This window comes from Bacillus sp. FSL W8-0848 (genome assembly GCF_038007805.1).
GTDB lineage: Bacteria > Bacillota > Bacilli > Bacillales > Bacillaceae > Bacillus > Bacillus glycinifermentans.
Genome location: NZ_JBBOYB010000001.1, coordinates 920,034 through 943,330, shown reverse-complemented (window position 1 = coordinate 943,330; position 23,297 = coordinate 920,034). Strand labels below are relative to the sequence as shown.

General features: G+C 48.7%; 21 protein-coding genes and 1 pseudogene. 7 read left to right on the top strand and 15 right to left on the bottom strand.

All coding sequences use genetic code 11. The annotated features are described in order from the left end of the window. Positions 1 to 2: 2 nt before the first annotated feature. Positions 3 to 590, bottom strand: coding sequence for an NAD(P)H-dependent oxidoreductase (locus NSQ39_RS04885; RefSeq protein WP_341014338.1), 588 nt, complete (start codon positions 588 to 590; stop codon positions 3 to 5). 162 nt (positions 591 to 752) lie between these two features. Between NSQ39_RS04885 and NSQ39_RS04880 the strand changes: the two genes are divergently transcribed. Together NSQ39_RS04880 and NSQ39_RS04875 are read left to right on the top strand one after the other, a co-directional pair. After that, positions 753 to 2,021: an MFS transporter gene (locus NSQ39_RS04880; RefSeq protein WP_341014336.1), complete on the top strand. Its 1,269-nt coding sequence runs from the start codon at positions 753 to 755 to the stop codon at positions 2,019 to 2,021. Beyond that, positions 1,975 to 2,589, top strand: a complete 615-nt coding sequence (locus NSQ39_RS04875) for a TetR family transcriptional regulator (RefSeq protein WP_341014335.1) — start codon at positions 1,975 to 1,977, stop codon at positions 2,587 to 2,589. Before NSQ39_RS04880 ends, NSQ39_RS04875 begins: the two co-directional genes overlap by 47 nt. Positions 2,590 to 2,614: 25 nt before the next feature. On the opposite strand, the gene NSQ39_RS04870 is transcribed toward NSQ39_RS04875, so the two are convergent. After that, entirely contained in the window at positions 2,615 to 4,087 is a 1,473-nt protein-coding gene (locus NSQ39_RS04870; RefSeq protein ID WP_175076879.1) for an extracellular solute-binding protein, read from the bottom strand. Positions 4,088 to 4,142: 55 nt separating this feature from the next. Between NSQ39_RS04870 and NSQ39_RS04865 the strand changes: the two genes are divergently transcribed. Continuing rightward, a complete protein-coding gene (locus tag NSQ39_RS04865; RefSeq protein WP_175076880.1) occupies positions 4,143 to 4,988 on the top strand; it encodes an AraC family transcriptional regulator in 846 nt (281 codons plus the stop codon). Here NSQ39_RS04865 and NSQ39_RS04860 read toward each other — a convergent pair. The 4 genes and pseudogenes from NSQ39_RS04860 to NSQ39_RS04840 form a co-directional block, all read right to left on the bottom strand. Further along, positions 4,985 to 6,526 (bottom strand): glycoside hydrolase family 43 protein, encoded by a 1,542-nt coding sequence (locus tag NSQ39_RS04860; protein WP_175076881.1) that lies wholly within the window; start codon positions 6,524 to 6,526, stop codon positions 4,985 to 4,987. The genes NSQ39_RS04865 and NSQ39_RS04860 overlap by 4 nt on opposite strands. Further along, positions 6,516 to 8,136: pseudogene (locus NSQ39_RS04850) on the bottom strand (glycoside hydrolase family 43 protein). The gene NSQ39_RS04860 and the pseudogene NSQ39_RS04850 overlap by 11 nt, the downstream one beginning before the upstream one ends. A gap of 164 nt (positions 8,137 to 8,300) precedes the next feature. After that, a complete protein-coding gene (locus NSQ39_RS04845; protein WP_175076882.1) occupies positions 8,301 to 9,164 on the bottom strand; it encodes a VOC family protein in 864 nt (287 codons plus the stop codon). A 31-nt stretch (positions 9,165 to 9,195) separates the two neighbouring features. Beyond that, positions 9,196 to 9,624, bottom strand: a complete 429-nt coding sequence (locus tag NSQ39_RS04840) for a DoxX family protein (protein WP_175076883.1) — start codon at positions 9,622 to 9,624, stop codon at positions 9,196 to 9,198. Positions 9,625 to 9,857: 233 nt separating this feature from the next. Here NSQ39_RS04840 and NSQ39_RS04835 point away from each other — a divergent pair, with 233 nt between their 5' ends. Together NSQ39_RS04835 and NSQ39_RS04830 are read left to right on the top strand one after the other, a co-directional pair. Further along, positions 9,858 to 10,193, top strand: a complete 336-nt coding sequence (locus NSQ39_RS04835; RefSeq protein WP_175076884.1) for a winged helix-turn-helix transcriptional regulator — start codon at positions 9,858 to 9,860, stop codon at positions 10,191 to 10,193. Between the two features lie 156 nt (positions 10,194 to 10,349). Then, a complete protein-coding gene (locus tag NSQ39_RS04830; RefSeq protein ID WP_175076885.1) occupies positions 10,350 to 10,742 on the top strand; it encodes a hypothetical protein in 393 nt (130 codons plus the stop codon). A gap of 59 nt (positions 10,743 to 10,801) precedes the next feature. On the opposite strand, the gene NSQ39_RS04825 is transcribed toward NSQ39_RS04830, so the two are convergent. The 3 genes from NSQ39_RS04825 to glvA form a co-directional block, all read right to left on the bottom strand. After that, positions 10,802 to 12,388: an alpha-glucoside-specific PTS transporter subunit IIBC gene (locus tag NSQ39_RS04825; RefSeq protein WP_175076886.1), complete on the bottom strand. Its 1,587-nt coding sequence runs from the start codon at positions 12,386 to 12,388 to the stop codon at positions 10,802 to 10,804. A gap of 20 nt (positions 12,389 to 12,408) precedes the next feature. After that, complete coding sequence (locus tag NSQ39_RS04820; protein ID WP_046130995.1) at positions 12,409 to 13,191, bottom strand: MurR/RpiR family transcriptional regulator; 783 nt, start codon at positions 13,189 to 13,191, stop codon at positions 12,409 to 12,411. A gap of 110 nt (positions 13,192 to 13,301) precedes the next feature. After that, entirely contained in the window at positions 13,302 to 14,648 is a 1,347-nt protein-coding gene (gene glvA, locus NSQ39_RS04815) for a maltose-6'-phosphate glucosidase (protein WP_046130996.1), read from the bottom strand. Between the two features lie 180 nt (positions 14,649 to 14,828). On the opposite strand from glvA, the gene NSQ39_RS04810 reads away from it, so the two are divergent. Continuing rightward, a complete protein-coding gene (locus NSQ39_RS04810) occupies positions 14,829 to 15,155 on the top strand; it encodes a YnfA family protein (protein WP_046130997.1) in 327 nt (108 codons plus the stop codon). Here the strand turns inward: NSQ39_RS04810 and NSQ39_RS04805 are convergent, their stop codons facing one another. The 5 genes from NSQ39_RS04805 to NSQ39_RS04785 all read right to left on the bottom strand — a co-directional run bounded on the left by NSQ39_RS04805 (position 15,156) and on the right by NSQ39_RS04785 (position 21,641). Further along, a complete protein-coding gene (locus tag NSQ39_RS04805) occupies positions 15,156 to 17,006 on the bottom strand; it encodes a sigma-54-dependent Fis family transcriptional regulator (RefSeq protein WP_175076887.1) in 1,851 nt (616 codons plus the stop codon). Between the two features lie 76 nt (positions 17,007 to 17,082). After that, the gene (lpdA, locus tag NSQ39_RS04800) at positions 17,083 to 18,450 is read right to left on the bottom strand and encodes a dihydrolipoyl dehydrogenase (RefSeq protein ID WP_216899069.1); all 1,368 of its coding nucleotides are present in this window, start codon (positions 18,448 to 18,450) and stop codon (positions 17,083 to 17,085) included. Positions 18,451 to 18,465: 15 nt separating this feature from the next. Continuing rightward, positions 18,466 to 19,584, bottom strand: coding sequence for a dihydrolipoamide acetyltransferase family protein (locus NSQ39_RS04795; protein WP_175076888.1), 1,119 nt, complete (start codon positions 19,582 to 19,584; stop codon positions 18,466 to 18,468). A 23-nt stretch (positions 19,585 to 19,607) separates the two neighbouring features. Continuing rightward, positions 19,608 to 20,642 carry an alpha-ketoacid dehydrogenase subunit beta gene (locus NSQ39_RS04790; protein WP_046131001.1) on the bottom strand — a complete coding sequence of 345 codons (1,035 nt, stop codon included), beginning with the start codon at positions 20,640 to 20,642 and terminating at the stop codon, positions 19,608 to 19,610. A gap of 24 nt (positions 20,643 to 20,666) precedes the next feature. Further along, on the bottom strand, positions 20,667 to 21,641 hold the full coding sequence (locus tag NSQ39_RS04785) for a thiamine pyrophosphate-dependent dehydrogenase E1 component subunit alpha (protein ID WP_046131002.1): 975 nt from the start codon (positions 21,639 to 21,641) through the stop codon (positions 20,667 to 20,669). Between the two features lie 205 nt (positions 21,642 to 21,846). On the opposite strand from NSQ39_RS04785, the gene NSQ39_RS04780 reads away from it, so the two are divergent. After that, positions 21,847 to 22,398, top strand: a complete 552-nt coding sequence (locus NSQ39_RS04780) for a DJ-1 family glyoxalase III (RefSeq protein WP_175076889.1) — start codon at positions 21,847 to 21,849, stop codon at positions 22,396 to 22,398. Positions 22,399 to 22,436: 38 nt separating this feature from the next. On the opposite strand, the gene NSQ39_RS04775 is transcribed toward NSQ39_RS04780, so the two are convergent. Continuing rightward, entirely contained in the window at positions 22,437 to 23,273 is an 837-nt protein-coding gene (locus tag NSQ39_RS04775) for a PRD domain-containing protein (protein ID WP_046131004.1), read from the bottom strand. Positions 23,274 to 23,297: the final 24 nt, after the last annotated feature.

The window sequence follows — 23,297 nt, the reverse complement described above, 5'->3', positions numbered from 1 at the left end:
CATCATCCCCCTTTAGATGAAAAGGCTGCCGACCGATATACGCGGTCAAGCCATTTTTTTCGTTTTTCAGCCGTGCTGTCTTTCACCTGCGGAAATAAAAAACGTCTGACACGACGAACGCCGCAAAATTTCAAGATGTTGTCTTTAACGGTAACCCAGTCGGCATCGCGCCGCCAAAACCGCAAATACCAGCCGGGTGCGTCAGCCGTGTAATAAACCGAAGCTGTGCGCGCCTTCAGCAGTCCTTTCGGCAGCTTTCCTTCATAGGTATAGGCTTCACCGGCGACAAATACCCGATCGATGAATCCCTTTAAAATCGCCGGCATTCCGCCCCACCACAGCGGGTAAATCAAGATGAGATGATCTGCGTTTTTCATGATCTTCCGGTATTCCGCCGTTTCAGGGTCGTCCTTCATGTCAGATCGCCGTTTCTTTTCATTGAATACAAGGACCGGGTCAAAGCGTTCTTTGTACAGATCGATGACCGTATAGGAATGGTTTCCATCCTCAAGCGCTTTTTTCACCTCTTTCAGAATCGCTCCGTTAAAACTGTTTGGGTTGGGATGTGCGTATATGACGGCAACCTCCATCTTTAGCTCCTCCTTTATGTTCTCCTCTATGGAATTATATTGTTTATTTGACAAGTTTTAAAGCAGCCGGGCTCTTATTTCCAAAAAACTAATGTTTCCCCACAAAATGTTTGGTAAAATAAAATAAAAACGACACGTGTGTCGTTTTTATAAGGAGGACATATGAACGCTGTAAACAGATTGGCTCTGAACAGACCTTTCTTCACACTGATCGGGTCTCAAATTCTTTCCAGCTTTGGCGATTGGATTCAGGTGTTGGCGGTTTTAAGTTTGGCCGGCTTTCAATTTCAGGCGTCTCCTTTGGAAATGTCGGCATTGATGATGTGTTTTGCCGTTCCTGCGATCGGCATCACGCCGATCGCGGGTGTGCTTGCTGATCGCTATAACCGGAAAACGATCATGATCACCTCTGAAATCGGACGGTCGTGCACGGCTTTTTTGATGTTATTTGCCGAATCAATCTGGAGCCTTTACGTTTTATTATTTCTTCTAAGCTCATTTTCTTCTTTTTTCGTCCCTGCTAAAAATGGTAAATTAAAAGAAATCGTTCCTGAACCGCACATGCAGAAAGCCGTTTCTGTCAGCGGAATGATCGACAACGGGAGCAAAATCATCGGGCCTGCGATAGCTGGGGGATTGATCGCGGCCTTTAGCATCCATGTCTCCTTTTACGTCAATGCGGCATTGTTTCTCCTGTCAGGCCTTCTCCTTTTCGCTTTGCCGAAAGATCCCTATCTTGAGCGAAGATCGGGCGGGCTGAAATCCCGCGGCCGGCTGTTTGCGGATTTTAAACAAGGGATTGTCTTCATTCAGAAAAACAGATTGCTTTTCACCGGCTTGGCTATATCCTTTTTTGTCATATTGGTGCTGCAAATAGCGGATTCACAAATCGTCGTGCTCATCCGGGAGCTCCCGGGGACCCCTCCCGAACTGCTCGGAACCTGCATGTCGGCAAGCGGGGCAGGAATGCTTTTAACGACCGCCTTCCTCGGCAAAATCGCGATCCGGTCGTTTTTACGCTTTTTTATCGGCGGCTCGATGACGCTCGGGATATCGATCGGAAGCGCGCCGTTTATTGCCGGTCTCGCCGGCGAATGGCTGCACGTGTTATTTTTAATCGTTTTTTTCTTTGCAGGGGCCGGATTTTCCCTCGTATACATTCCCTTTCATATCCTTGCCCAGCAAACCGTTCCGGCTTCATACAGCGGACGCATCTTTGGGACCATACAAAGCACGACCACTTTTGGGTCTGTGGCGGGAATGAGCTGCGGCGGCCTTCTTGCCGAATGGGCCGGCGTCAAAAACGCATTCATCTTCTCCGGAAGCCTGCTGGCGGTCCTGGGGGCGGCGGTTATCATGTTATCCAAAGGAAGGGGGACACCGATTGTCACCGAAAATCACACAGGAACAGAAAGACAGACGGAAGGCTGAGATTTTAAAAGCTGCGGAACGGGTGTTTAAGCGTAAAGGCTTTGAAATGACGACGATGAAAGATGTCGTTGAGGAATCAGGCTTCAGCCGCGGGGGCGTGTATCTTTATTTTTCAAGCACCGAGGACATGTTCAAACACATCATTGAAGAGCATCTTGACGTTTTTTTGAAAGAATTGCAGGAACGCTCACGGTCTGAAGAAAGCGTATGGAGCATCATTCTCTCGTATATCGATGATTTTAAAGAAGGGCTGGATGAGATTGCGGATTCGTTTGCCGCCGTCCAATTTGAATATTTCTTCGCAAGCTGGCGGAACAGTTCACGGAAAGCGTACCTCGTCAAAAGGTATGAAACGTTTGCCGCCCGTTTCACCGAGCTTTTGCAAAAAGGCGCAGACAATGGCGAATTTGAGCCGCTTCAGTCGGTCGAAACGATCACAAAATTTTTCATGAACATGAATGACGCCATCGTCATGCAGACGATTTATTTAGGAAAAGCTGAAGCCGATGCTTCAGGACAGATCGAAGCTTTGAAGCACTATTTAACATCCGTTCTTCAAGTCCGATGATGGAGAGCCCCTTTCCCAGGGGCTTTTATGATTTTTTGGCATCTTCATTTAACTCTTCGATGATCTTTTTTCCGCCTTGGCTTTCCCATTTCTTGACGGCTTCCTCAAAGCCTTTATCGTCAATTTCACCAAGAATAAATCGAAATGTCGCATCATCGATGATCTTTTTTAATTCCGTCCCTCTGTCCATTTGCGTTGCGGAGTACAATGGCTCAGCCGGATTGAGAACAGCAATCTCCCTGTTGTCTTTTTCCAGCTTCTCTTGTTTGGCGCGCAGCGGGTCTTCGGCGCTTTTCAAGGCCTGCTTGTTCACGCCGATCAGCTGCTGCAGCGGCTGAATGTCCGCCTCCCACCGATGATAGTTTTCGTGTTTTCGAACGTAGTGTTGATCTCCCTTTTTTTCATAGTGAACGCCTTCAATGCCGTATAGCATTAAATTGTTAAGATCCTCTTCAGCGATTCGGTCAAAAAACGCAAGGATCTGTTTAACCCCTTTTTCCGTTTTGACGCTTGACTTTGAAATGGCAAAGAGGCCGCCGTGGCCGCCGAGCGCCCATGTTTGCTCCTTGCCGTCCGGGCCTTTGATGCGGTTTGCGATATCAAGCTCAAAGTCAGAATTCAAGCTCAAGCCTTGATCGCGCAAATTCATCGCATCGCTCATCGTTCCGATATATATTCCCGCTTTTCCCTGGATCACCAAGTCCTGCTGCTGTGTTTTGCTTGTCACCGCAAAATCCCGATTCATCAGCCCTTCGTCGTAAATTCTTCTCATCCACTTCATCGCTTCCAAGTATGCGCCGCTTTGAAAATCGGGAAACAAGTTGCCGTCTTGGGTCTGTCCCCATTTATTCGGGGCCCCGAAATACGATGCCGCCGTTTTAAAAGCCCCGAATTCCAAATCATTGCGGTCCGCAAGGCCGATCGTATCGTCCTTGCCATTTTGGTCAGGATCCTGTTCTGTGAACGCTTTGGCAATGCTGTATAGATCCTCCGCCGTCTCCGGCGTGTCCAGCCCGAGATTGTCGAGCCAGTCTTTGCGGATGACGACGCCCTGTCTCGCCAGCGGCCGTTCTCTATAAATCCCGTAAACTTTGCCATCAATCGAGATATTTTTTAAAATGGTTTTATCCAATTTTTTTAAATTCGGATAGTCTTTCAAAAACGGACCGATTTCCCAAAACATTCCCGATCGCAAAGCATTTACGGCTGCGGAGTCGTCAAGGTCCGGCAGCGTGATGATTTTAGGCATGTTCCCGCCGGCAAGCACAGCACTGAGGCGTTCTTCCTTTGTCGAGTCCGGAACCCAAATGAGGTCAAGCTTCGTATTCGTCTTTTCTTCAATCACAGCAAGCGCTTCGCCTTTCGGCGGCTGCGGGGTATGAAGCGGAACCAGCCAGTCGATTGTAAGCGCAGCCCCCTCTACTGTCGCCGCTTTTTCATCATTTGCGCAGCCGGCTGTAAATGCGAACAACAACATTAAACAAAACAATCTGTACATGCTGTCCCTCCCGTTTCTAAAAAGATAACGCTTTCAAAAAGGAGAAATGTCCGCCATGCTTCACCCCAAATATTACATTGATGAGCGTTCTTTTTCGATTCAGTACATGCAAAGAAAAGGTTTTACCGAAATGAATAAACCGCATGGCCATGAAGGCTATGAATTGTATTATTTGCTGAACGGCGAACGAACCTATTTTATTAACCAAAAGGTATATACCGCCGAAAAAGGCAGTATGATCTTCATCAATCCCCATGACGTGCACAGAACGTCAAGTACGGAAGTTCAGGAATTCGAGCGGATTTTGGTCAATTTTTCGCACGATTTCATCAAGCCGCTTCTCGCATGCAGCAAACACCGGCTGCTTCCGTTTCCTGAGCATACAAACTGCATCTCGTTTCCGCTGAGAGAACAAACATCTGTCGAACAGCTTCTTTTGGACATGAAACGGGAGTGCAGGCTCAAGAAAGACGGGTATGAGGATGTCATCAGGGCTTTATTGTTTCAATTGCTGTTCAGCATTTACCGCTCCCTCAAAAGCGGCGGCCAAAAAGATGAGCCGAAGCTTCATCCGATGCACGAAAAAATATCGGAAATCGCATCATACATCAACGGGCGCTTTCATGAAACGATTACGCTGAACGGATTGGCCCAACGGTTTTACATCAGCCCTTCCTATTTAAGCAGGGCGTTTAAAAAAGTCACGGGCTTTCATCTTCATGAATATACCCGGCACATCAGAATCCGGGAGGCGAAAAAATACCTTCGCGATACGGATGAGAAGATGTTGAGCATAGCCGAAAAAACCGGTTTCAAGCATATCAGCCACTTCAACAAGGTATTTAAAGACATCGTCGGCATCCCGCCGCTGCAGTACCGGAAAAAGAGCAGAGATTATTAAAAAGCCGTATAGCGGAACCAGTCAAAGTCAGCGGGTATCCTCCTTTTGCTTCCGCCGTTATTCGCATACATCCCGACCATTGTCCCCGTATGGCCTTTTTCATCGCGGGCGCCTTCATCGCTTAAAAAGGTGGCGTCTTCCGTGCCGCCTGCATGGTGCCAATGCTTTTCTTCATAGCTGTAGTAAAAATTCCTCGTCTGTTTATTGATGACGGCTTTTACATATATCGGCCCTTCCTTGACGTTTTTTTCGCCCAGCGTTTTCTGAACGCCGTTTCGGTTTTCAATCACTTTGACCTTCAAACGGTCCTCGTAAATGAGGCAGCATTTCAAGTAGTTTTTCGTGCTGTAATAACAGGTGAGCCCCGCCTGTTCCCCGTTTTTCGACGGCGCAAAGCAGAGCTTCAGCACAGCGCTGTACTGGTGGTGTTTTTCCCTTCTGACGATCGTATTTTTCGCTTTTATTTCGCGTAGATCAGCATCACCTGTCCAGAGCCTGAGGAAACCCGGCTTTTCCGTTAAAGACCAGCCGGAATGGTCTGGATTCCTGACAAACTGCCACTGTAAATCAAGCGAATCATCAAGAAAATCATCGAAATCCTTTTCCTCCCATTTGACTTCCGGAAGGTTCGGGGCAGCCTGGATCGTGCTCGGACCGCGTAAATTGTTGATGACAAACCAATCGTCTTCTCCCCATTGCACGGGGTCCAAGGCGGTTTCTCTGCCGACGGTTGTGAAGTTACCTTCATTCGGTCGGCCGCACAGGTATACCGCCCACCATTCGCCGTTTTGCGTTTTGACGAGCTTGCCGTGGCCTGCCCGCTGCAAAAGGGCATCGGGATTTGCTTGCGTCAAAATCGGATTATGCGGACACGGCTCATATGGACCGTATAAATGCTTGGAGCGCGCGATCGTGATCGAATGGGAATAGCCTGTTCCTCCTTCTGCCAAAATGGCATAATAGTATCCATTTGTTTTGAGGAGATGGGGCCCTTCCGGCGCCCTTCTGCCCGTCCCTTCCCAAATCAGCGACGGCGCGCCTGTGATTTCTGTACATTCGTCATTTAGCGGAAAAAGCGTGCATGCCGGACTAAGCAGCATATAGTGTTTTCCGTCATCATCGACAAAATGGGAAGGATCGATACCGCTGCCTTCATCGATGAATACCGGCTTTGTATAAGGGCCTTCCGGACGGTCTGACTTGATCATGATCTGCCTGCGGATCAGCTTTTTTCTGTTGATCATAGTCGGCCCGTTCAGCCTGAAAGTCGCGAAAATGTAGAAGGTTCCGTCATGATACGATAAATCGGGCGCCCATATGCCGTGGGAATCTTTAATATCAGAAAGGTCCAAACCTTCGGTAATGCCGTGGCCGATGATGCGCCAATGCACCAAATCTTTAGAATGGGAAATCGCAATCGCCGGAAAATACTGAAAGGTGGAGTTCGCCATATAGTAGTCGTCGCCGACCCTGATAATCGACGGATCAGGATGAAAACCTGTCAGTACAGGATTTGTATACGTCTTGTTATCCTTCATTCCGGCAGGCTCCCTTCTGTTCAACGATAAACCAATCGATATCGCCATAACCCTCAGGCCCGGCTGTTCCGGCATCTGCGCAAAACATTCCCACCTTGGCGCCGATCCAGAATCCCTGGACGGCTTGAAATGCCTCGCCTATCGCCGTGAAATGCCTCGCCTATCGCCGTGAAATGCCTCTCGTCAAAGCTGTAGCTGAATCGGCATACCGCTTTTTCGTCGGCTGTCACCCTGAGATAAACCGTGCTTTCGGAACCCTCGTGCTCTTCCGTTTTGATATCCTCTGCTCCATCTGCAATGCTGCCTTTATAAAAAGCGATGACATGCCCGCTTTTTTCAGATTTGGAAAAAGCGAGATAGGCATACTCTTTTCCCATGACGGCGAGCCCGGCGCGGATTGTTTCTGATAAAGCGAATAACGACAGTTTGGCCGTCGCCGTAAATCTTGGCCCCGGAAATTTCTGCATGATGACGTTCGGCATGCTGCCGAGTTTCCATCGGTCAGGCAATCGGCGGCTGTACAGGCGCAGGTGTTCCGGCCTGGCATGGAGAGAGTACCACTCCCGTTTTGGATTGGCCTGCCATTGCCATTGAAGGGCAAGGCTTTTTGAAGAAAAGTCGTCGCTTGTTTGACAATGGGGCTCAAGTACATCTTCGCTTTCCGTGTTCGGCTTCTCCCACTCCAAAACGGGCTCGCCGATGCCGTCATTGTCGATATCTTCCCCGACCCGCGGCCAGCCGTCTTCCCAGCTGACAGGCTGAAGGTGGACGATCCTGCCGAATGCGGCGCGGTCTTGAAAATGGAGAAACCACGATTCGCCTGAATCAAGATCGACAAGACCGCCCTGATGCGGTCCGTTAATGTCCGTGCTCCCTTGATGAAGGACGATTCGGTCTTCGTACGGACCATAGATGCTCCTGCTGCGGAGAACCGTCTGCCACCCTTCCTTCACCCCGCCGGCCGGGGCGAAAATATAATAAAGTCCGGCCCGCTTATACAGCTTCGGCCCCTCGATTGTCGGATGGTTCAGCGCCCCGTCAAACACGATTTTTCCGTCGTCTATTAAAGCCGTTCCGTCGTTTTTCATTCTGCACAGGTTCATCTTGCTTTTAATGCCGATTCGGCTGTTTGCATAAGCGTGTATCAAATAGGCTTGGCCGTCATCATCCCAAAACGGGCACGGATCGATCCATCCCTTCGTTTTTTTCACATGAACCAAAGGCTCCCAACCGCGGAACGGATCCTTTGTTTTGCTCATAAAAATCCCTTCGTCAGGGGTGGCGAAGTATACCCAAAAAGCGCCGTTATGGTATCGAATGCTCGGCGCCCATGCCCCTTTTCCGTGCGCCGGCTCTTTATAGACTTCAAATGGAAGCTGATCAAACACATGGCCGATAATGTTCCAATTCACCAAATCACGGGAATGCAAAATCGGAATACCAGGAAAACAAGAAAAACTTGAAGCCGCCATAAAAAAATCGCTGCCTTTTCTCACGATGTCAGGATCTGAATAATCCATAAACAGAACAGGATTGCGAAAACGCCCATTCCCGATGTTGGGATTCCAGACAGCCCGCTGCTGCAAACTCCCGGTCAGATGCTTTGCCACCAATCCTCACCCCTTTTATTTTTCCAAATAAAAGCATTTGGTACATTTATGTTAGCACAGCTCCTGACCGCGAATCTTTGTTATTGATGTCTGTTTTGTCTCATTCTTTGCTGTATTTGTCATTGTTTACGGCATAAAAAAAGATGAAACGAATCGTTTCATCTTTACTTAACGGTTAATCTGATATCGACTCCTGAAGCCGGATCTTTCACAAACCATGCGCCCTCTTTTCGGCGGGGCGCATGCCCTGAGCTTTTCAGTTTTTCAAGGGTGTTTTCAAGCTCGGCCTGATTCGGCAGAAGGACCGTATAATAAGCCATGCCGGCGGCTTCAGCCGGAGCAAAAGGAGCACCCTGCCCGGCCCACACATTTAATCCGATATGGTGGTGATAGCCGCCCGCAGAGACAAAAAGCGCTGACATGAACCGATAATCCCCGGATATGCCGAATCCGAGCACAGAATGGTAGAACTCTCTTGCCTCTTTCAAGTCCCTCACGTGAAAATGAACATGGCCGATTTTTGTTTCAGGGGGAAGCCCCTTCCATTCCCGGTCACCGGCTTCTTCCAGAAGCCCCGCTATATCAACGGGCTCCGTTCCCATCACATAATTGCCCTCATCATCGCGCTTCCATCCTTCACGCGGCCGGTCCCTGTAGACTTCAATCCCGTTTTGATCCGGATCTGACAAATACAGCGCCTCGCTGACGAGGTGATCCCCCTGGCCGATTTCAAAGCCTGAGCTAAGCAAGTTTTTCAAAGCCAAGCCCAGCTCTTTGCGGTTTGGCAGCAAAATAGCAAAATGATAAAGACCCGCGGCAGACCTTTCAGGGAGCACCACCGCATTTGGGATCTCTTCGATCAAAAGCAGCGGATGCATTCCGTCGGCGGTGAACTCCGCCGTCTTGTCATTCCGTTTTAACACTTGTAAGCCGATCACGTCCCGGTAAAAGGAGATGGACCTTTCGAGATTGCTGACCTTTAGCTTGACATGGCCCAGTTCTGTATGCGGATGTATCTGCTTAGTCATTATCATTTCCTCCTTTTCCGGCGCTGTTTTCTTAAGACAATTTCTCAGACAAATCTTCTTGCCGTTTGGCGCGAAACAAGCTGTCCAAAGACAGCATGCTGCTTCCGCTCAATGCAAGGGAAACGGACATTGCAAGAAGCGCGACATCAAATTCATAGCCCGCGCCTCCGTCAGTTCCCATGAACCCGGCGGAAAGCTTTACTGTGAAAATAGCTCCAAGCATGACAACGGCAAATAAAACTCCGATAATCCGGGTACCAAGACCAAGGATCACCAAGGCTCCTCCCGCCAGCTCGATGATCGCTACGATATAAGCAAGAAAGCCCGGAATCCCGACACTGCTGAAAAATCCGACAGTGTTTTCAATTCCCCCTTGAAACTTTGACAATCCGTGAAGGAAAAACGTAAAACCTGTAATTAGACGTAATATTAATGCACCAATTTCGTATTTTTTATTCATCATAATCTCCTTTTTGGTTTTATTTTAAGTCCGCAATCTTGAACACCGGCAAACATCCATCCTATCAATCTATTAACATCTCATCAGATATGACAATAATATCCTCCTTTTTTTGTTCGTTACTTACTTTGTGTAAGTTAGTATATATAAATAACATACTTACGTCAAGACATTTCCTGATCTTTGCTCATTTATTCGAAAATCGCTATAATATACCTAGAGAGGTGAGGAACATGAGCCTATCATCTTTATGTCCCAAATTTGAAAAAGGAATGAAAATGATAAGTCAGCGCTGGAACGGATTGATCATTCACCAGCTCCTAAACGGCCCGCAGCGGTTTTGTCATATAGAATCATCCCTTCCCATCAGCGGAAGGCTGTTATCCGAAAGATTAAAAGAACTTGAACATGAAGGTATCATCCATCGCCACGTTTACCCCGAAACCCCCGTACGGATTGAGTACTCCCTGACCGAAAAAGGACAAGCGCTTGAACCCGTGCTAAGAGAAATCGAAGACTGGTCGCAGAAATGGATCGAAATCGAAGACCTTCAGGAAAAAAATCATTAAAAAAGGCATGCCGACAGGGCATTGCCTTTTTTGTTTGCTGCAGTTCAGTTTTTCCTATAGTCAATTATGCGTTTTCAAACGGCAAAACTTCCCTTTCCCCTCCTTTGCAGCACTTCAATCCATGGTATAGTGAAAGGGCGGAAAGGAGGCGAAAACATGAGCGCAGCACTCGAACAAACCATCAGGACCATATTCAGAGAAGAGCTTCACCCTTTTAAAAAGGAACTCATCTTAATTAAAGACGAAATGAGCACTCTCAAAAAAGACCTCACATCGTTTAAAAAAGGATTTACATCTTTTAAAGTGAAAACCCTGGCACATCAAAAACATTTTGATCACTTTAGAACCGAGGTCTTTACTATGCTCGGGGCGCTTAAAGAAGCGCAGGAGAAAACCCAGGCAGAACTGTCCGCTTTTAAGCTTGATACAGGAAAGAAGTTCGATAAATTATTTCAAAGAACCGCGTTTTTCGATCACAACCTGAATGAGATGACAAAGGAAATTGCGGCCAGTAAGCGCGATATAGAAAAACTGAAGTTTAATGCTTAAAACCGGGCATATAAAAAAGCTGCCTTGTCTCAAAATGTTTAAAGGCAGCATGCTCTTTTTTAGCTGTCCAGCAGCTTCTCCACCCTTTCCCTTACCTGAGGAACCGAAAGGCCGATGATGATCTGCAAAGCTTTGCCGTTCCTGACCACACCGTGGGCGCCCAGCGCTTTAAATTCGTTGTCCGGCTGCACTTTTGATTCGTCATAGACGCTGACCCTCAAACGTGTCGCACAATTCGTCACTTCCGCGATGTTATCTTTTCCGCCGAGGGCGCGAATACAAAGAACCGCTTGATCTTCTTCGTGTTCCCTGCCCGCTGAAACCTCTTTTTCTGAATGCTTCTTCGCCTTGAAATCTTGTTTTGTATAAAACTTCGTTTCCTGCTGTTCACCTTTTTCCCGCCCCGGTGTTGCGATGTCCATTCTTAAAATCAGGAATCTGAATACAAAGAAATAAATGACTGAGAAGGAAAGGCCGATCAATATTTGAAACAGATAAGTGCTGCCATGCGAATGAAAGAGCGGTATCCAGTTGAGCGTCAAGATTTCGATTAAACCTCCGCCCATATTCCCGACAACTCCGCAAGCATACATCAATGTCGCCATTGTAGCCGCTAAAAGGCTGTGGACCAAAAACAGCAAAGGCGAGATGAATAAAAAGGTAAACTCAATCGGTTCTGTGATCCCGGCTATCATGGCCGTCAAGGTAATCGGAATCAACAAGCCGGCTACGATTTTTTTCTTTTCCTTTTTGGCTGTCACATAAATGGCAAGCGCGATTCCAAGAATTCCGAAGATCTTGGAGTTTCCGTGAAGCGCAAACCCGCCCTGCGGAAACAGCTCCTTCAGCGGCTGCGCACTGGCTGAAAACTCCCCGAGGTGCTGGGCCCAATAGGTGACAATCCCGCCTTCAACAACGGCCGGTCCGAAAACAAACGGCGTGTATATGAAATGATGAAGCCCCGTCGGAATCAAGACCCTTTCAAGAAATGTGTAGACCCATACGCCAAATGCGCCCGACCCCACGAGAAACGTTTGCAATGATGCAATACCGCCTTGAACCATCGGCCAAATGTACGCTGTTGCCAAAGCGACCGGCAGCATGACGGCAAACGAGATGATCACGACAAATGAAGAACCTTGAAAAATCCCCAGAAAGTCGGGCAGCTTTTTATCAAAGTAGCGGTTGTGGATATACACGACAATAGAAGAAATCAAAATCGCGCCAATGATGTTTGTGTCAAGGGTTTTGATGCCTGCAATTTCTGCAAGTCCGCTGGTTCCCCCGGCTTCCTTGCTCATGTCTACGCCGAAAAAATCGCCCCAAACGGTGAGGATGGCGCTGATAAAGTAGTTAAAGGTCAAATAGGTAGTAAGCGTTTCCAAACATGCGCGCGCCTGAGCTTTTTTCGCGAGTGCGATCGGAATGCCGACCGCGAACAACAGCGGCATCTGCCTAAATACGGTCCAGCCCCCTTCCTCAATGATATACCAGCATTGATACCAAAAGGTGTCAGGCCGGGCGATCGCTCCCATCAGCTGCTCGTTTTTAAATAAAGTGCTCAGTCCCACGACGATTCCCGCAAACGCAAATAACAAGACCGGAACAAACATGGCGCTGCCGAATCGTTGCACTTTTTGCATCAATGTAAACCCCCCCTTGTTTGTTAAACATGATTTTTTTCGGTCCGGTTCTTTTCTTCAGTGTAATCGATATAACTGCGAAACAACGCTTCCCCGACGAGAAAAAAAGGAGCAAACGCCGTCAGTTCTGTATGAGAAGAAATCGTTACAGGCTGGCTCGTCGCATAGAGGTTGTACGGCGTCAATTGAGCGAGTAAATTATTTTTCAGGTTGGTCAGGGAAATAAACGGAATCCCTTTGGCAGAGAGCGTTTGGGCTTGCGGAATCAGAGACGGGGTTTCCCCGGACAGCGAAATGATGATGATAAGATCTTGATCGGTAAAATCAGACATCATCATTTCGAATTCGATTTGATCTTTGATGACCATCAAATACCTGTGCCGGGGTATAAACATGCGCTGCAGCTCACAAGCGCAGGAAGTTTGGGCCGTGCCGGAGCCGTACACAAAAATACGGTCTGCTTCGTCAATCAGTTTGCACATCTTCCGCATATCCGTATTTTTTAAATATTTCATGCTGGCTTCCATATCCCTCATCAGCCCTTCGAAAGAACGGCATTCATCCCGCTCTTCCGCCCGCTTCTCCGCCTCCCATTTCAAAAACACCCGAAATTCGCTGTATCCGCTGAAATCAAGCTTTTGAGAAAGCCTTAAAATAGAAGTGCGTGATACATTGCACTTTTTAGCCAGTTCATTTATGCCTAGCTTGTAGCAGGTATCCTGATGATTCAAAATATATTTCAAAATATGAAAATCATTTTCATTTAGTTTTTTATAATGCTTGTTCATCAATTCTTCCAATTGCATCATGTTCACCCCATTTTTTCTCTATTTTTATTATATAAAATACGAGAAAAAATGGGGGTTATGCCAAGCAATGAATCAACTGCCGGTTGGCATGTAAAACGCGACGTCCTTTATGACGGCTGAAGGTTTTTCTCTGCCAGCGGCGGCCAGTAATCTTTGTTTGCTTCAACCAGGTCGTCTAAAATGAGCTTTGCCGTTCGTGCGTTTGGAACCGTCTTAGACAACGTCAGCGCCTGCCACAGTTTTTGATACGACTTTTCAATCCACGCTTCGACAACCAGCTTTTCAACGGATACCTGCTGCTCCATCAGTCCTTTTTGGAACTGCGGAATCCGGCCGACCGTGATCGGCTCAGGCCCGTTTTTGCCGACGATGCACGGTACCTCAACCATCGCCGTTGGATCAAAGTTTTCGATCGTGCCGTTGTTTTCAACGATTAACAGCATCCGTTCCCCCGTATTATATGCGAGCGCACGGGCAAGGTCGACGATATATGAAGCATGGTCATCAATTTTGATTTGGCTGTCTGCAGACGATTGCGCCCTGACGATTTTTTCGCATTCGCCGAAAATGAATTTTTCCCTGCCCTCCATGACTTCGTTCGCCCGGGTAAAATCGGGATTCGATTTTTTCACCATATCATCCGGGTAGAAATAATATTGCAAATATGTGTTTGGCAGCGTATCCGGATCAAGCTGGTAGACTTCACGGGCCTTTTTGAAGGTATCATTCCAGCTTGCTTCTGCTTGTTCTTGTTCGTTTTTCGGAATGTAGCCGAACTTCCCGACGTGTTCCTTGATCGCCGGCATCAGATCGTTTCCGGCCTTGTCACAGATTGACGTCCACCAGCCAAAATGATTGAGGCCGTAATAACGGACGACCATTTCTTTCCGGGAAGATAATCCAAGGATTTGGGCCATTCTGTCTTCAATGCCGATCGGCATATCGCATATGTTCAGCACTTTTGAAGTCGGGCGCAGCCTTCTCGTCGCCTCGGCGACAATGGCAGCCGGATTGGAATAGTTGAGCATCCACGCATCAGGAGAATAGGTCTCCATATAATCGATCAGCTCGAGAACGCCGCCGATGGATCTCATTCCATAGGCGATTCCTCCCGGTCCGCACGTTTCCTGGCCGACAACTCCGTATTTCAGAGGGATTTTTTCGTCGAGCTCCCTCATCGCATATTTTCCGACCCTGATATGAGCCATCACAAAATCGACCTCAGAAAACGCTTCTTTCGGATCAGTCGTCGCCAAAAATTCAATATGAGGCGCCCTTTCTTTAATCAACACTTCACAGGCGCCTGCGATTTTGTTTTGGCGCTCCTCGTCATTATCGTAAAGCTTCAGGCGGGAGATCGGAAAGTCATCAAGATTGTCCAGCAGCATCAAAACGATTCCCGGGGTAAAAGTGCTTCCTCCTCCGGCTATGACGATCGAATACGATTTGTTCATTTTATTGCCCCCTTATAAGCGTTTACATGTTACTTATATCACGCTTTACATCGGCATCCAACAGGTTTGGGGCAGACAGTTCCTATAATCGTGTTCTGTTTATTTTCACGGAAAGCGGGAAATTTCCCATGGGATTATTGTACAATCAGTGTAAGACATCGTAATTGGAGTGTTTCGTTTATGCTGATTGCACTGCTATTATTTCTGCTCGCGGGTTTGGCTGAAATCGGCGGGGGCTATCTTGTTTGGCTGTGGCTGAGGGAGTCCAAGCCGGCTTGGTACGGAATTTGCGGAAGCCTGATTTTAATCGCCTACGGGATCATCCCAACGTTGCAGAAGTTCCCGTCATTCGGCCGCGTGTATGCCGCCTACGGAGGTGTGTTTATCATTCTTGCCGTTCTGTGGGGCTGGTGGGTCGACAAAAAAACCCCTGACCTCTATGACTGGGTCGGGGCTGTCATCTGTTTAGCGGGTGTATGCATCATGCTTTGGGCGCCGAGAGGATAGCTATAAATTATACTTTTGCAGGCGCTTGTAGAACGTGCTTCTCGGAATGCCTGCCAGCTTTGCGGCCTTTGTCACATTGCCTTTCGTTTTTTGCAAAGCCTCCATCATCATATGTTTTTGGATATGCTCCCTGAATGTAAGCGGGGCGCTTGAACAGCGATCTGCGGCAGGCGGTTCTGAGCTTTGCCAGTCAAGCGCGCTCAGGACCGGTTCATAATCGGCCTCGCAGATCATTCCTCCGGAAGGAAACAACACTCTCAGACGTTCAAAAACATTGAAAAGTTCACGAATGTTTCCAGGCCAATGGTATGCTTCAAGCCGCCGAAAAAAATGATCAGGACATTCGGCATTCCACTGATGCTTCTTTTTGTAATGGGTGAACAAATCGGGAATATCTTCTTTCCGTTCCCTCAGCGGCGGAATGTTGACGGGGTAGACATGAAGGCGGTAGTACAAATCTTTGCGAATCTTCCCTTTTCGTAAAAGCTCGGTTATATCGCGATGGGTTGCAGAAATGATTCTGATGTCCAAAGGAATTTCATGAGTGCCGCCGATCGGGGTGACCTTCCGCTCCTCGATGATCCTTAACAGCGCAACTTGCATCGCATGGGGGATTTCTCCGATTTCATCCAAGAAGATCGTTCCTTTGTCAGCCTGCTCAAATTTCCCTTTTGAGCCGCGGCGTTTCGCCCCGGTAAACGCGCCTTCCGCATAACCGAACAGTTCGCTTTCCATTAAGCTTTCGGGAATGGCGCCGCAATTTACGGCAATAAAAGGGCCGTTTCTTCTGGCGCTCCCCTCATGGATCGCCCTTGCCGCCAATTCTTTTCCAGAACCTGTTTCCCCCCATATGTATACGTTGGCATCCGTATTTGCTGCCATTTTCATTTCGTTGAGCGCCTTTTGAAATACCTCGCTTGTACCTGCGGCTCCTCTATAGCTGAAATAGGATATAAATGTTCCGGTATGTTCTTTTTGCGGGGCTTCTCTCAATGAGATTGAGGTTCCGAGCGGCTCTCCGTTTATGTCTGAGACAATTTTCTGTTCCGAGCGGGTGTAACACCCTCGGCTAAGCAATTCATTGACATTCATGCCGCGCCAGTCTGAAAAACGTTCGCGCACCGGCTTGCTTGCCGAAACGATCGCTTTTTTATCATTGCAGACGATAAACGGTTCATCAGCATCGATGATCTCAAGACAACGGTTGACGAGTTCCACTTCTTTTCGTTTTGAGCGGACATTGATTTCGCGTTCAATGGCATGGGCCGCGGTCGCTGCCATGCCGAGCATAAAAGGGTGCCGCCTGTCAGCGAGACAGGAAATGTCAATGATGCCTAAGGTCGTTCCGTCCTCATGCCGGATCGGGGCGGCTGAACAGCTCCATTGATGGGAGGCGACGGAGTAATGCTCTGTTCCGTTAATCGAGACGGCCTCGCCGATTTCAAGCGCCGTACCGATTGCGTTTGTACCGACTTCCGTTTCTGTCCAGCACACCCCTTCGACAAAATTGATTTTTCTTGCTTCTTCAAGCGTTCTTTTGCTTCCCGCCAAGCTTAGCACATAGCCGTCCGCATCGATGAGAAGAGCCATCATTTCCGATTCTTCCAATTCAAGGCTGATCTTTTTCAAATAAGGCAGGGCGGCCTCAAAAAATTCGGAATGCTTCTGTTTTTGAGCGTTGAACAAATCCTTTTGCAATATCGACCGTCCTTTATCTAAATACGGATTCACATTTGCATTTTTACAGCGGTACCATGATTCCATGACTCTTTTGTTCAGGCGGGACCTGTCAAGCAGCCCCTCCTGAATGAAGCGCTTCCACGTATTTAAATAGCAGGGCGTCGGATTCATTCCATCCTCTCCTAAAGGCTTTTTTCTCATTATAGAGAATTATAAAAGCGCTTTCAACATTGCTTTTTTAGATGCATCAGCAATGGACGGCCTGCCCCGTGGTTTGCAGTAATGCTTCGTGAATCGTTTCTGAAAGAGTCGGATGTGCGGCGATCAAATTCTCCATTGCGTCAGCCGTCATCTCGGCATGCATCATAATGGATGCCTGCCCGATCAGTTCGGTGGCATTCGGCCCGATGATGGATACGCCGACGATCTCGTTATATTCCGGCTCCGTGATGATTTTCACCTTGCCGACAGGTTCGTGTAAGATAAGCGCTTTCCCATTTGCGGAAAACGAAAACTCTCCCACCCGAATATCGCCATATCGTTCCCTTGCTTTCTTTTCATTCAGCCCGACGCCGGCGATTTCAGGTGAAGTATAGATGCAGCGCGGGATGATCTCGCCGCTTGCCTGCACGTCTTTGCCTGAAGCGTGGGAAGCGGCGATTTTCCCTTCGTGAAAGGCAGCGTGTGCAAGCTGTACGCCGCCCGTCACATCCCCGCAGGCATAGATATGCGGAAGGTTCGTTTGCATATGCTGATTAACGTAAATGCCCCTGCTGTCATATTGAATTCCGATATGATCAAGGTTTAAATCCGACACCCTCGGCTTCCGGCCAATCGCGATTAAACAAACGTCCGCACCGATTTCTACTCCATTGTTCAAAAAAGCTTTCTTCTGAATGTGATCAAGCCGTTCAACAGATACGGATGTCATGACGTCGACTCCGGATTGTTCAAGCTTGCTGCGCAAAAATGCGGCGATGTCAGGGTCCTCTTCAGGCAGAATCTGCCCGGCTTTCTCAGCGATGACGACTTTAGCGCCCATTCTGCTGAAAATGCTCGCAAATTCGCAGCCGATGATGCCTCCTCCGATGATGAAAATCGTGTCGGGAATGGACGGAAGCGCCATGGCATCGCTGCTATGGATGATCCACTTCCCGTCAAAAGGGGCGAACGGCAGCTCCGCCGATTCAGAACCCGAGGCGATGATCGCTTGATCAGCTTTGACGACCTCCCTCTGCCCTTCTCCTTCCACAAGGATGTCGCGTTCGGAGAGAAAAGACGCTTTTCCGTTCAGCACCTTGATCCTGTTTTTGTTCATTAAATAGGTGATGCCTCCTAAAAGCTTTTGGACGATCGCCGTTTTTCGCTTCTGAACGCCCTGCCATCGAATGACGGCTCCTTCTTGCGGCAGATCAATGCCGAACTCATTGGCCGCCTTGATTTTTTCATACACATCCGCGCTTTCAAGCAGCGCTTTTGTCGGGATGCAGCCTTCGTTCAGACACGTTCCTCCCAATGGCCCGCGGTCAATCAATATGACTTCCCTGCCGAGGCGGGCGGCCGTAATCGCCGCCACATATCCTCCCGGTCCTCCTCCGATTATGGCGAGTGTCATGTTTTCACCTTCTTTCTATAAAAGAATCGATGCAGGGTTTTCCAAATACGTTTTTACGGTTGTCAGAAACGCCGCGGCCGGCGCCCCGTCGAGCGCCCGATGATCAAACGTCAGGCTCAGCGGAAGGATATCGCTTTTGCACAATTCCCCTTCCTTGTAAACGGGCGCTTCGTACATCCGGCCGATTCCGAGGATCCCCGCCTCAGGCGGATTCAAGATCGGCGTGAAATGCTCGACTCCGTACGCGCCCAGGTTTGTGATCGTAAAAGTTGAACCTTCAATCTCATCGTGAAGAAGCCGGCCTTCGCGTGCTTTTTCAGCGTACCATTTTATTTTTTTTGCCAGTTCAATTAACGGCAGGCGCTCGGCATGGCGGATGACGGGAACCGCCAAACCGCCGTCCAATGCGGCCGCAATTCCTAAATGGACGTGTTCATAAACCGAAAGCCTTTCGTCTTGATATGAGCTGTTCATCTCAGGGTGCTCCAATAGCGAAAGCGTCGCCGCCCTTGCGGCAAAATCGGTCAGCGTCAGCTTTGTATCATATTTTGTTTTGGCCGTTTCATTAAGCTGATGCTGCAGGGCGGTCAGTTTGGTTACATCGGCTTTCATCGTGATGGTAAGCTGTGCGCTGTTTTGCAGGCTTTCTGTCATCCTTGCGGCGATCGTCTTCCTCATCGTGTTTACAGGCTGCTGATCCTTTTTGGCCGGCTGTGTTTTCGGCGCTTCAGGAAGCGCCTTTAAAACATCAGCCTTCGTAATCCTTCCGCCCGGTCCAGTGCCCTGTATCGAATGAATGTCCACGTTTGCGCCTTCAGAGATTTTACGGGCGGCTGGAGAAATTTTCAGGCGTTCTCCCGCCGGTTTCGGTTCCTTTTCTTTTGGGGCCTGTTCGCTTTCATCGCCGATACAGCAGATGACGGTTCCCGGCGGCACACCTTCTCCTTCAGGCACTTTAATTTCTAAAACGGTCCCTTTTGCCGGCGACTCGATGTCCATTTCGATCTTTTCAGAGTTGATGCTAGCGATGCTTTCTCCTTTTTCAACGGCTTCCCCGGCTTTTTTATTCCAGGCGGACACGATCCCTTCTTTCATTGACATTCCAAGCTTTGGCATGACAACTTCGACGGCCATGTTTTCTCTCTCCTTTCTTAATGTCACACGCCTTGAGACGATGTCTCTCCAACAAGCTCCAAAACGGTGTTCATTACCTTGTCAGGCGTCGGCAGATAGATGTCTTCAAGCGGCGGCGAAAACGGGACAGGTGTGTGCGGCGCCGTCACCTTTTTGATCGGGGCGTCCAGCAAATCAAATCCCTTATCTGCGACCAGGGAGGCGATATCCGCGGCGATGCCGCACCTCGGATTCGCTTCATCAACGATCACGAGCCGGTTTGTTTTTTCTACTGAAGCCAGAATCGCCTCTTCATCAAGCGGCGACAAGCTGCGCGGATCAAGGACTTCCGCCTCGATTCCCCGGGCCGCAAGCTGTTCTGCTGCTTCTAAAGCCGTGTTGACCTGTTTGCCGACGGCGAAGATCGTCACGTCAGAACCTTCCCGCTTCACGTCTGCCTTGCCGATCGGAAGCGTGTAATAACCTTCAGGGACATCACCGGTCATGTTGTATAATGTTTTGTCTTCAAAGAAGATGACGGGATCTTGATCTTCAATCGCCGCAAGCAGCAAGCCTTTGGCATCATAAGGAGCAGAAGGTACGACCACCTTCAGCCCCGGAATGCTTGTAAAAAGGGCATACAGGCTTTGCGAATGCTGGGCAGCCGCTCTGAAGCCAGCCCCGTGCGTTGTTCTGATCGTTATCGGCACCTCCGCTTTTCCGCCGAACATATAGCGGAACTTCGCACCTTGGTTCAGCACCTGGTCCAAACAGGTGCCGATAAAATCATTGAACATCAATTCGGCGATCGGCCTGAGACCCGTTGAAGCGGCAGCCATTGCAGCGCCGATATACCCAGCTTCACTGATCGGCGTATCGAGAACCCGTTCCCTTCCGAATTCCTGAACGAGCCCCTTTGTCACGCCAAGCACGCCGCCCCACGCTTCATCATCCTGCAGGTGGTCGACGTTCGCTCCGCCGGCGACGTCTTCCCCCATTAAAATAACATCGGCGTCTTTTCTCATCGCCAGTTTGATCGCTTCATTGAGCGCGCCTGACACGCTTAATACTCTCGCCATTTTTCAATTCCCCCTTTGAATCGATTAATAGGAAACATACACGTCTGTCAGCAGTTCGGCCTGATCAGGATACGGGCTTTTTTCGCTGAACTCGACCGCTTCCTCTACCGCTTTTGCGACAGATGTTTCAATCCGGTCAAGCTCCTCTTCAGTCAGCTTCTGACTTGCCAGCAATTCGCGTCTGAAAATGGAGATCGCATCTTTTTCTTCTTGATGCTCCAGTTTTTCTTCGCTCGTCTTGTAGCGCTGGGCATCCCCTTCAAAATGACCGTAATTGCGATATGTGATGCATTCGATTAACGTCGGGCCTTCGCCGTTCTTCGCCCGTTTTACCGCCTCTTCGGCCGCTTGATAGACGGCCATCACGTCTTTTCCATCCACTTGTACGCCTGGAATTCCGTAGCCCGCGGCACGGTCGGCGATCGCTTTGCAGCTCGACGCGTAGGAAAACGGCGTCGCTTCGCCGTAGCCGTTATTTTCGGCAACGAAGATAACGGGCAGCTTCCAGATGGCAGCGAGATTGATCCCTTCGTGGAAAGTGCCTTGATTGTTTGCGCCGTCACCAAAGAAGCAAACGCTTACATTTTTCTCGCCTTTATATTTGGCTGTAAGAGCAGCCCCGCAGGCCAACGGAAAACCGCCGCCGACAATCCCGTTTGCGCCGAGCATTCCTTTGTCAAAGTCTGCGATGTGCATCGATCCTCCCTTGCCCTTGCAAAGCCCTGTCGCTTTTCCGTAGATCTCAGCCATCATTCCTTTGATGTCGCACCCTTTTGCGATGCAATGCCCGTGACCGCGGTGCGTGCTCGTGATGCTGTCTTTGTCGTTTAAATGGGCGCAGACGCCGACCGCCACCGCTTCTTCCCCAGCATAAAGGTGGACAAATCCCGGCAATATTCCCTGGGCGAACAGCTCATGCACCTTGTCTTCAAATTTGCGGATTTCGAGCATTTTTTTGTACATCCATTCCGCTTTTTCCTTTGTCAATGCCGCTTCCATTATGCAAAACCTCCCTATCTTTTATCGCTCACTTTTTATTAAGCAAAAATCGTGCCAACATAAAAAAAGCCGCTCCGCCGCAGATGGCTCTCAAAGAGACGGGCGAAAAAAGAAACAAAATGAGACCCGCGTCTCGTTTTGTCTACGAATGATTTGCCAGAAAAACTTTTTGGCCGTTAGAATGGAGAGTAAGGAGGTCGATTCCATGACAAAAGCATATGTCTTTTTAATTGACGGATTTGAAGAAATCGAAGCGATTGCAACGATTGATATTTTACGGAGGGCGGAAGTGGAAACCGTCACCGTCTCCCTCGATCCAGAACGAAGCGTCCAAGGCGGACACGGCATCGTCGTTGAAGCCGACAAAATGTTTGACGACGCCGACTTTCGTGCAGCGGACATGCTGATTCTGCCGGGTGGAAACGTGGGAAGCAAAAAAATGCTTGAGCATGATGCCCTGCATGAGACTTTAAAAGAAGCCGCAGCATCCGGAACATACGTTGCCGCCATTTGCGCCGCGACGATGACGCTTGGAAAAACGGGGCTTGTCAGCGGCAAAAAAGCAACCTGCTACCCCGGCGTTGAGAAGGAGCTTACAGGAGCGGACATCGTCACAGATGAAAACGTCGTGATAGACGGGAATATCATTACCTCCCGCGGGCCTGCGACAACGATCCCGTTTGCCTTAAAGCTGGCTGAATTGTTAAAGGGCAAAGAGAAAGCCGATGCAGTCGCTAAAGGCATGCTCGTCCAATAAAAAACACCGGCTCAGACTGCCGGTGTTTTCTCATAAGGTTAAACCGACCGCTGGTAAAACCTTTGAATATGCATTGAAATATAGCATAATTCCTTTTCCGGAAATTCAAACCCGTACTCTTTTTTGACGAATTCCCCGATTTCGCGCGCGCACAAAAAGGCTTGTCTGAACCTCTTTTTAATCAGGTCCATCATGTCAGCATCAAGTTCATAAAAGGTCTCACCCGCTTCGACGTGCTGAATCGCAAAGCGGAGATGCGTGACAAGCCTTTCATATGAAATCGTTTCGTCTTTGATCGTGATGTTCAATCTGTTTTCGATGATTCTGATGATATCCCTGATCATTGTCGTAAGGTCGAGCGTTTTGGTCATATCCCCGGCGTTTGTTTTGGCGGTATGTATATGTAAAGCGATGTTTGCGACTTCATCCTCGGGAATGTCGATGTGAAGCTTCTCTTTAATGAGCGCTTTCGCCCAGCGTCCGATTTGGAATTCTTTCGTATATAGGACTTTGACTTCATGAAGAAGCGGATTTTTGATGACCATTCCTTTGCTGAGGCGTTCAATCGCAAACGACAGGTGGTCTGAGAAAGCAACATGGATCCGTTCGTGGATTTTAATCCCCAGCTCCTTTTCCGCATGAGAGATGATGTCCTCTGCAATCTGAATGTGATCCTCCGGAAGCGTTTTTAATATATTCTTAAACTGGCGGTACTCTGTTGAATCTTTCTTGACAAAGATTTTTTCGATTTTAGACCTGTCCACGACATCATTTTTCTTTTTCTGAAAGGCGATTCCGGACCCCAGCACGATTTTTTCTTCATCACGGTCTTTCACTACCAGCGCGTTGTTATTTAAGATTTTCTTGATTTTCATAGCTGCCTTCCTTTCATCCCTGTT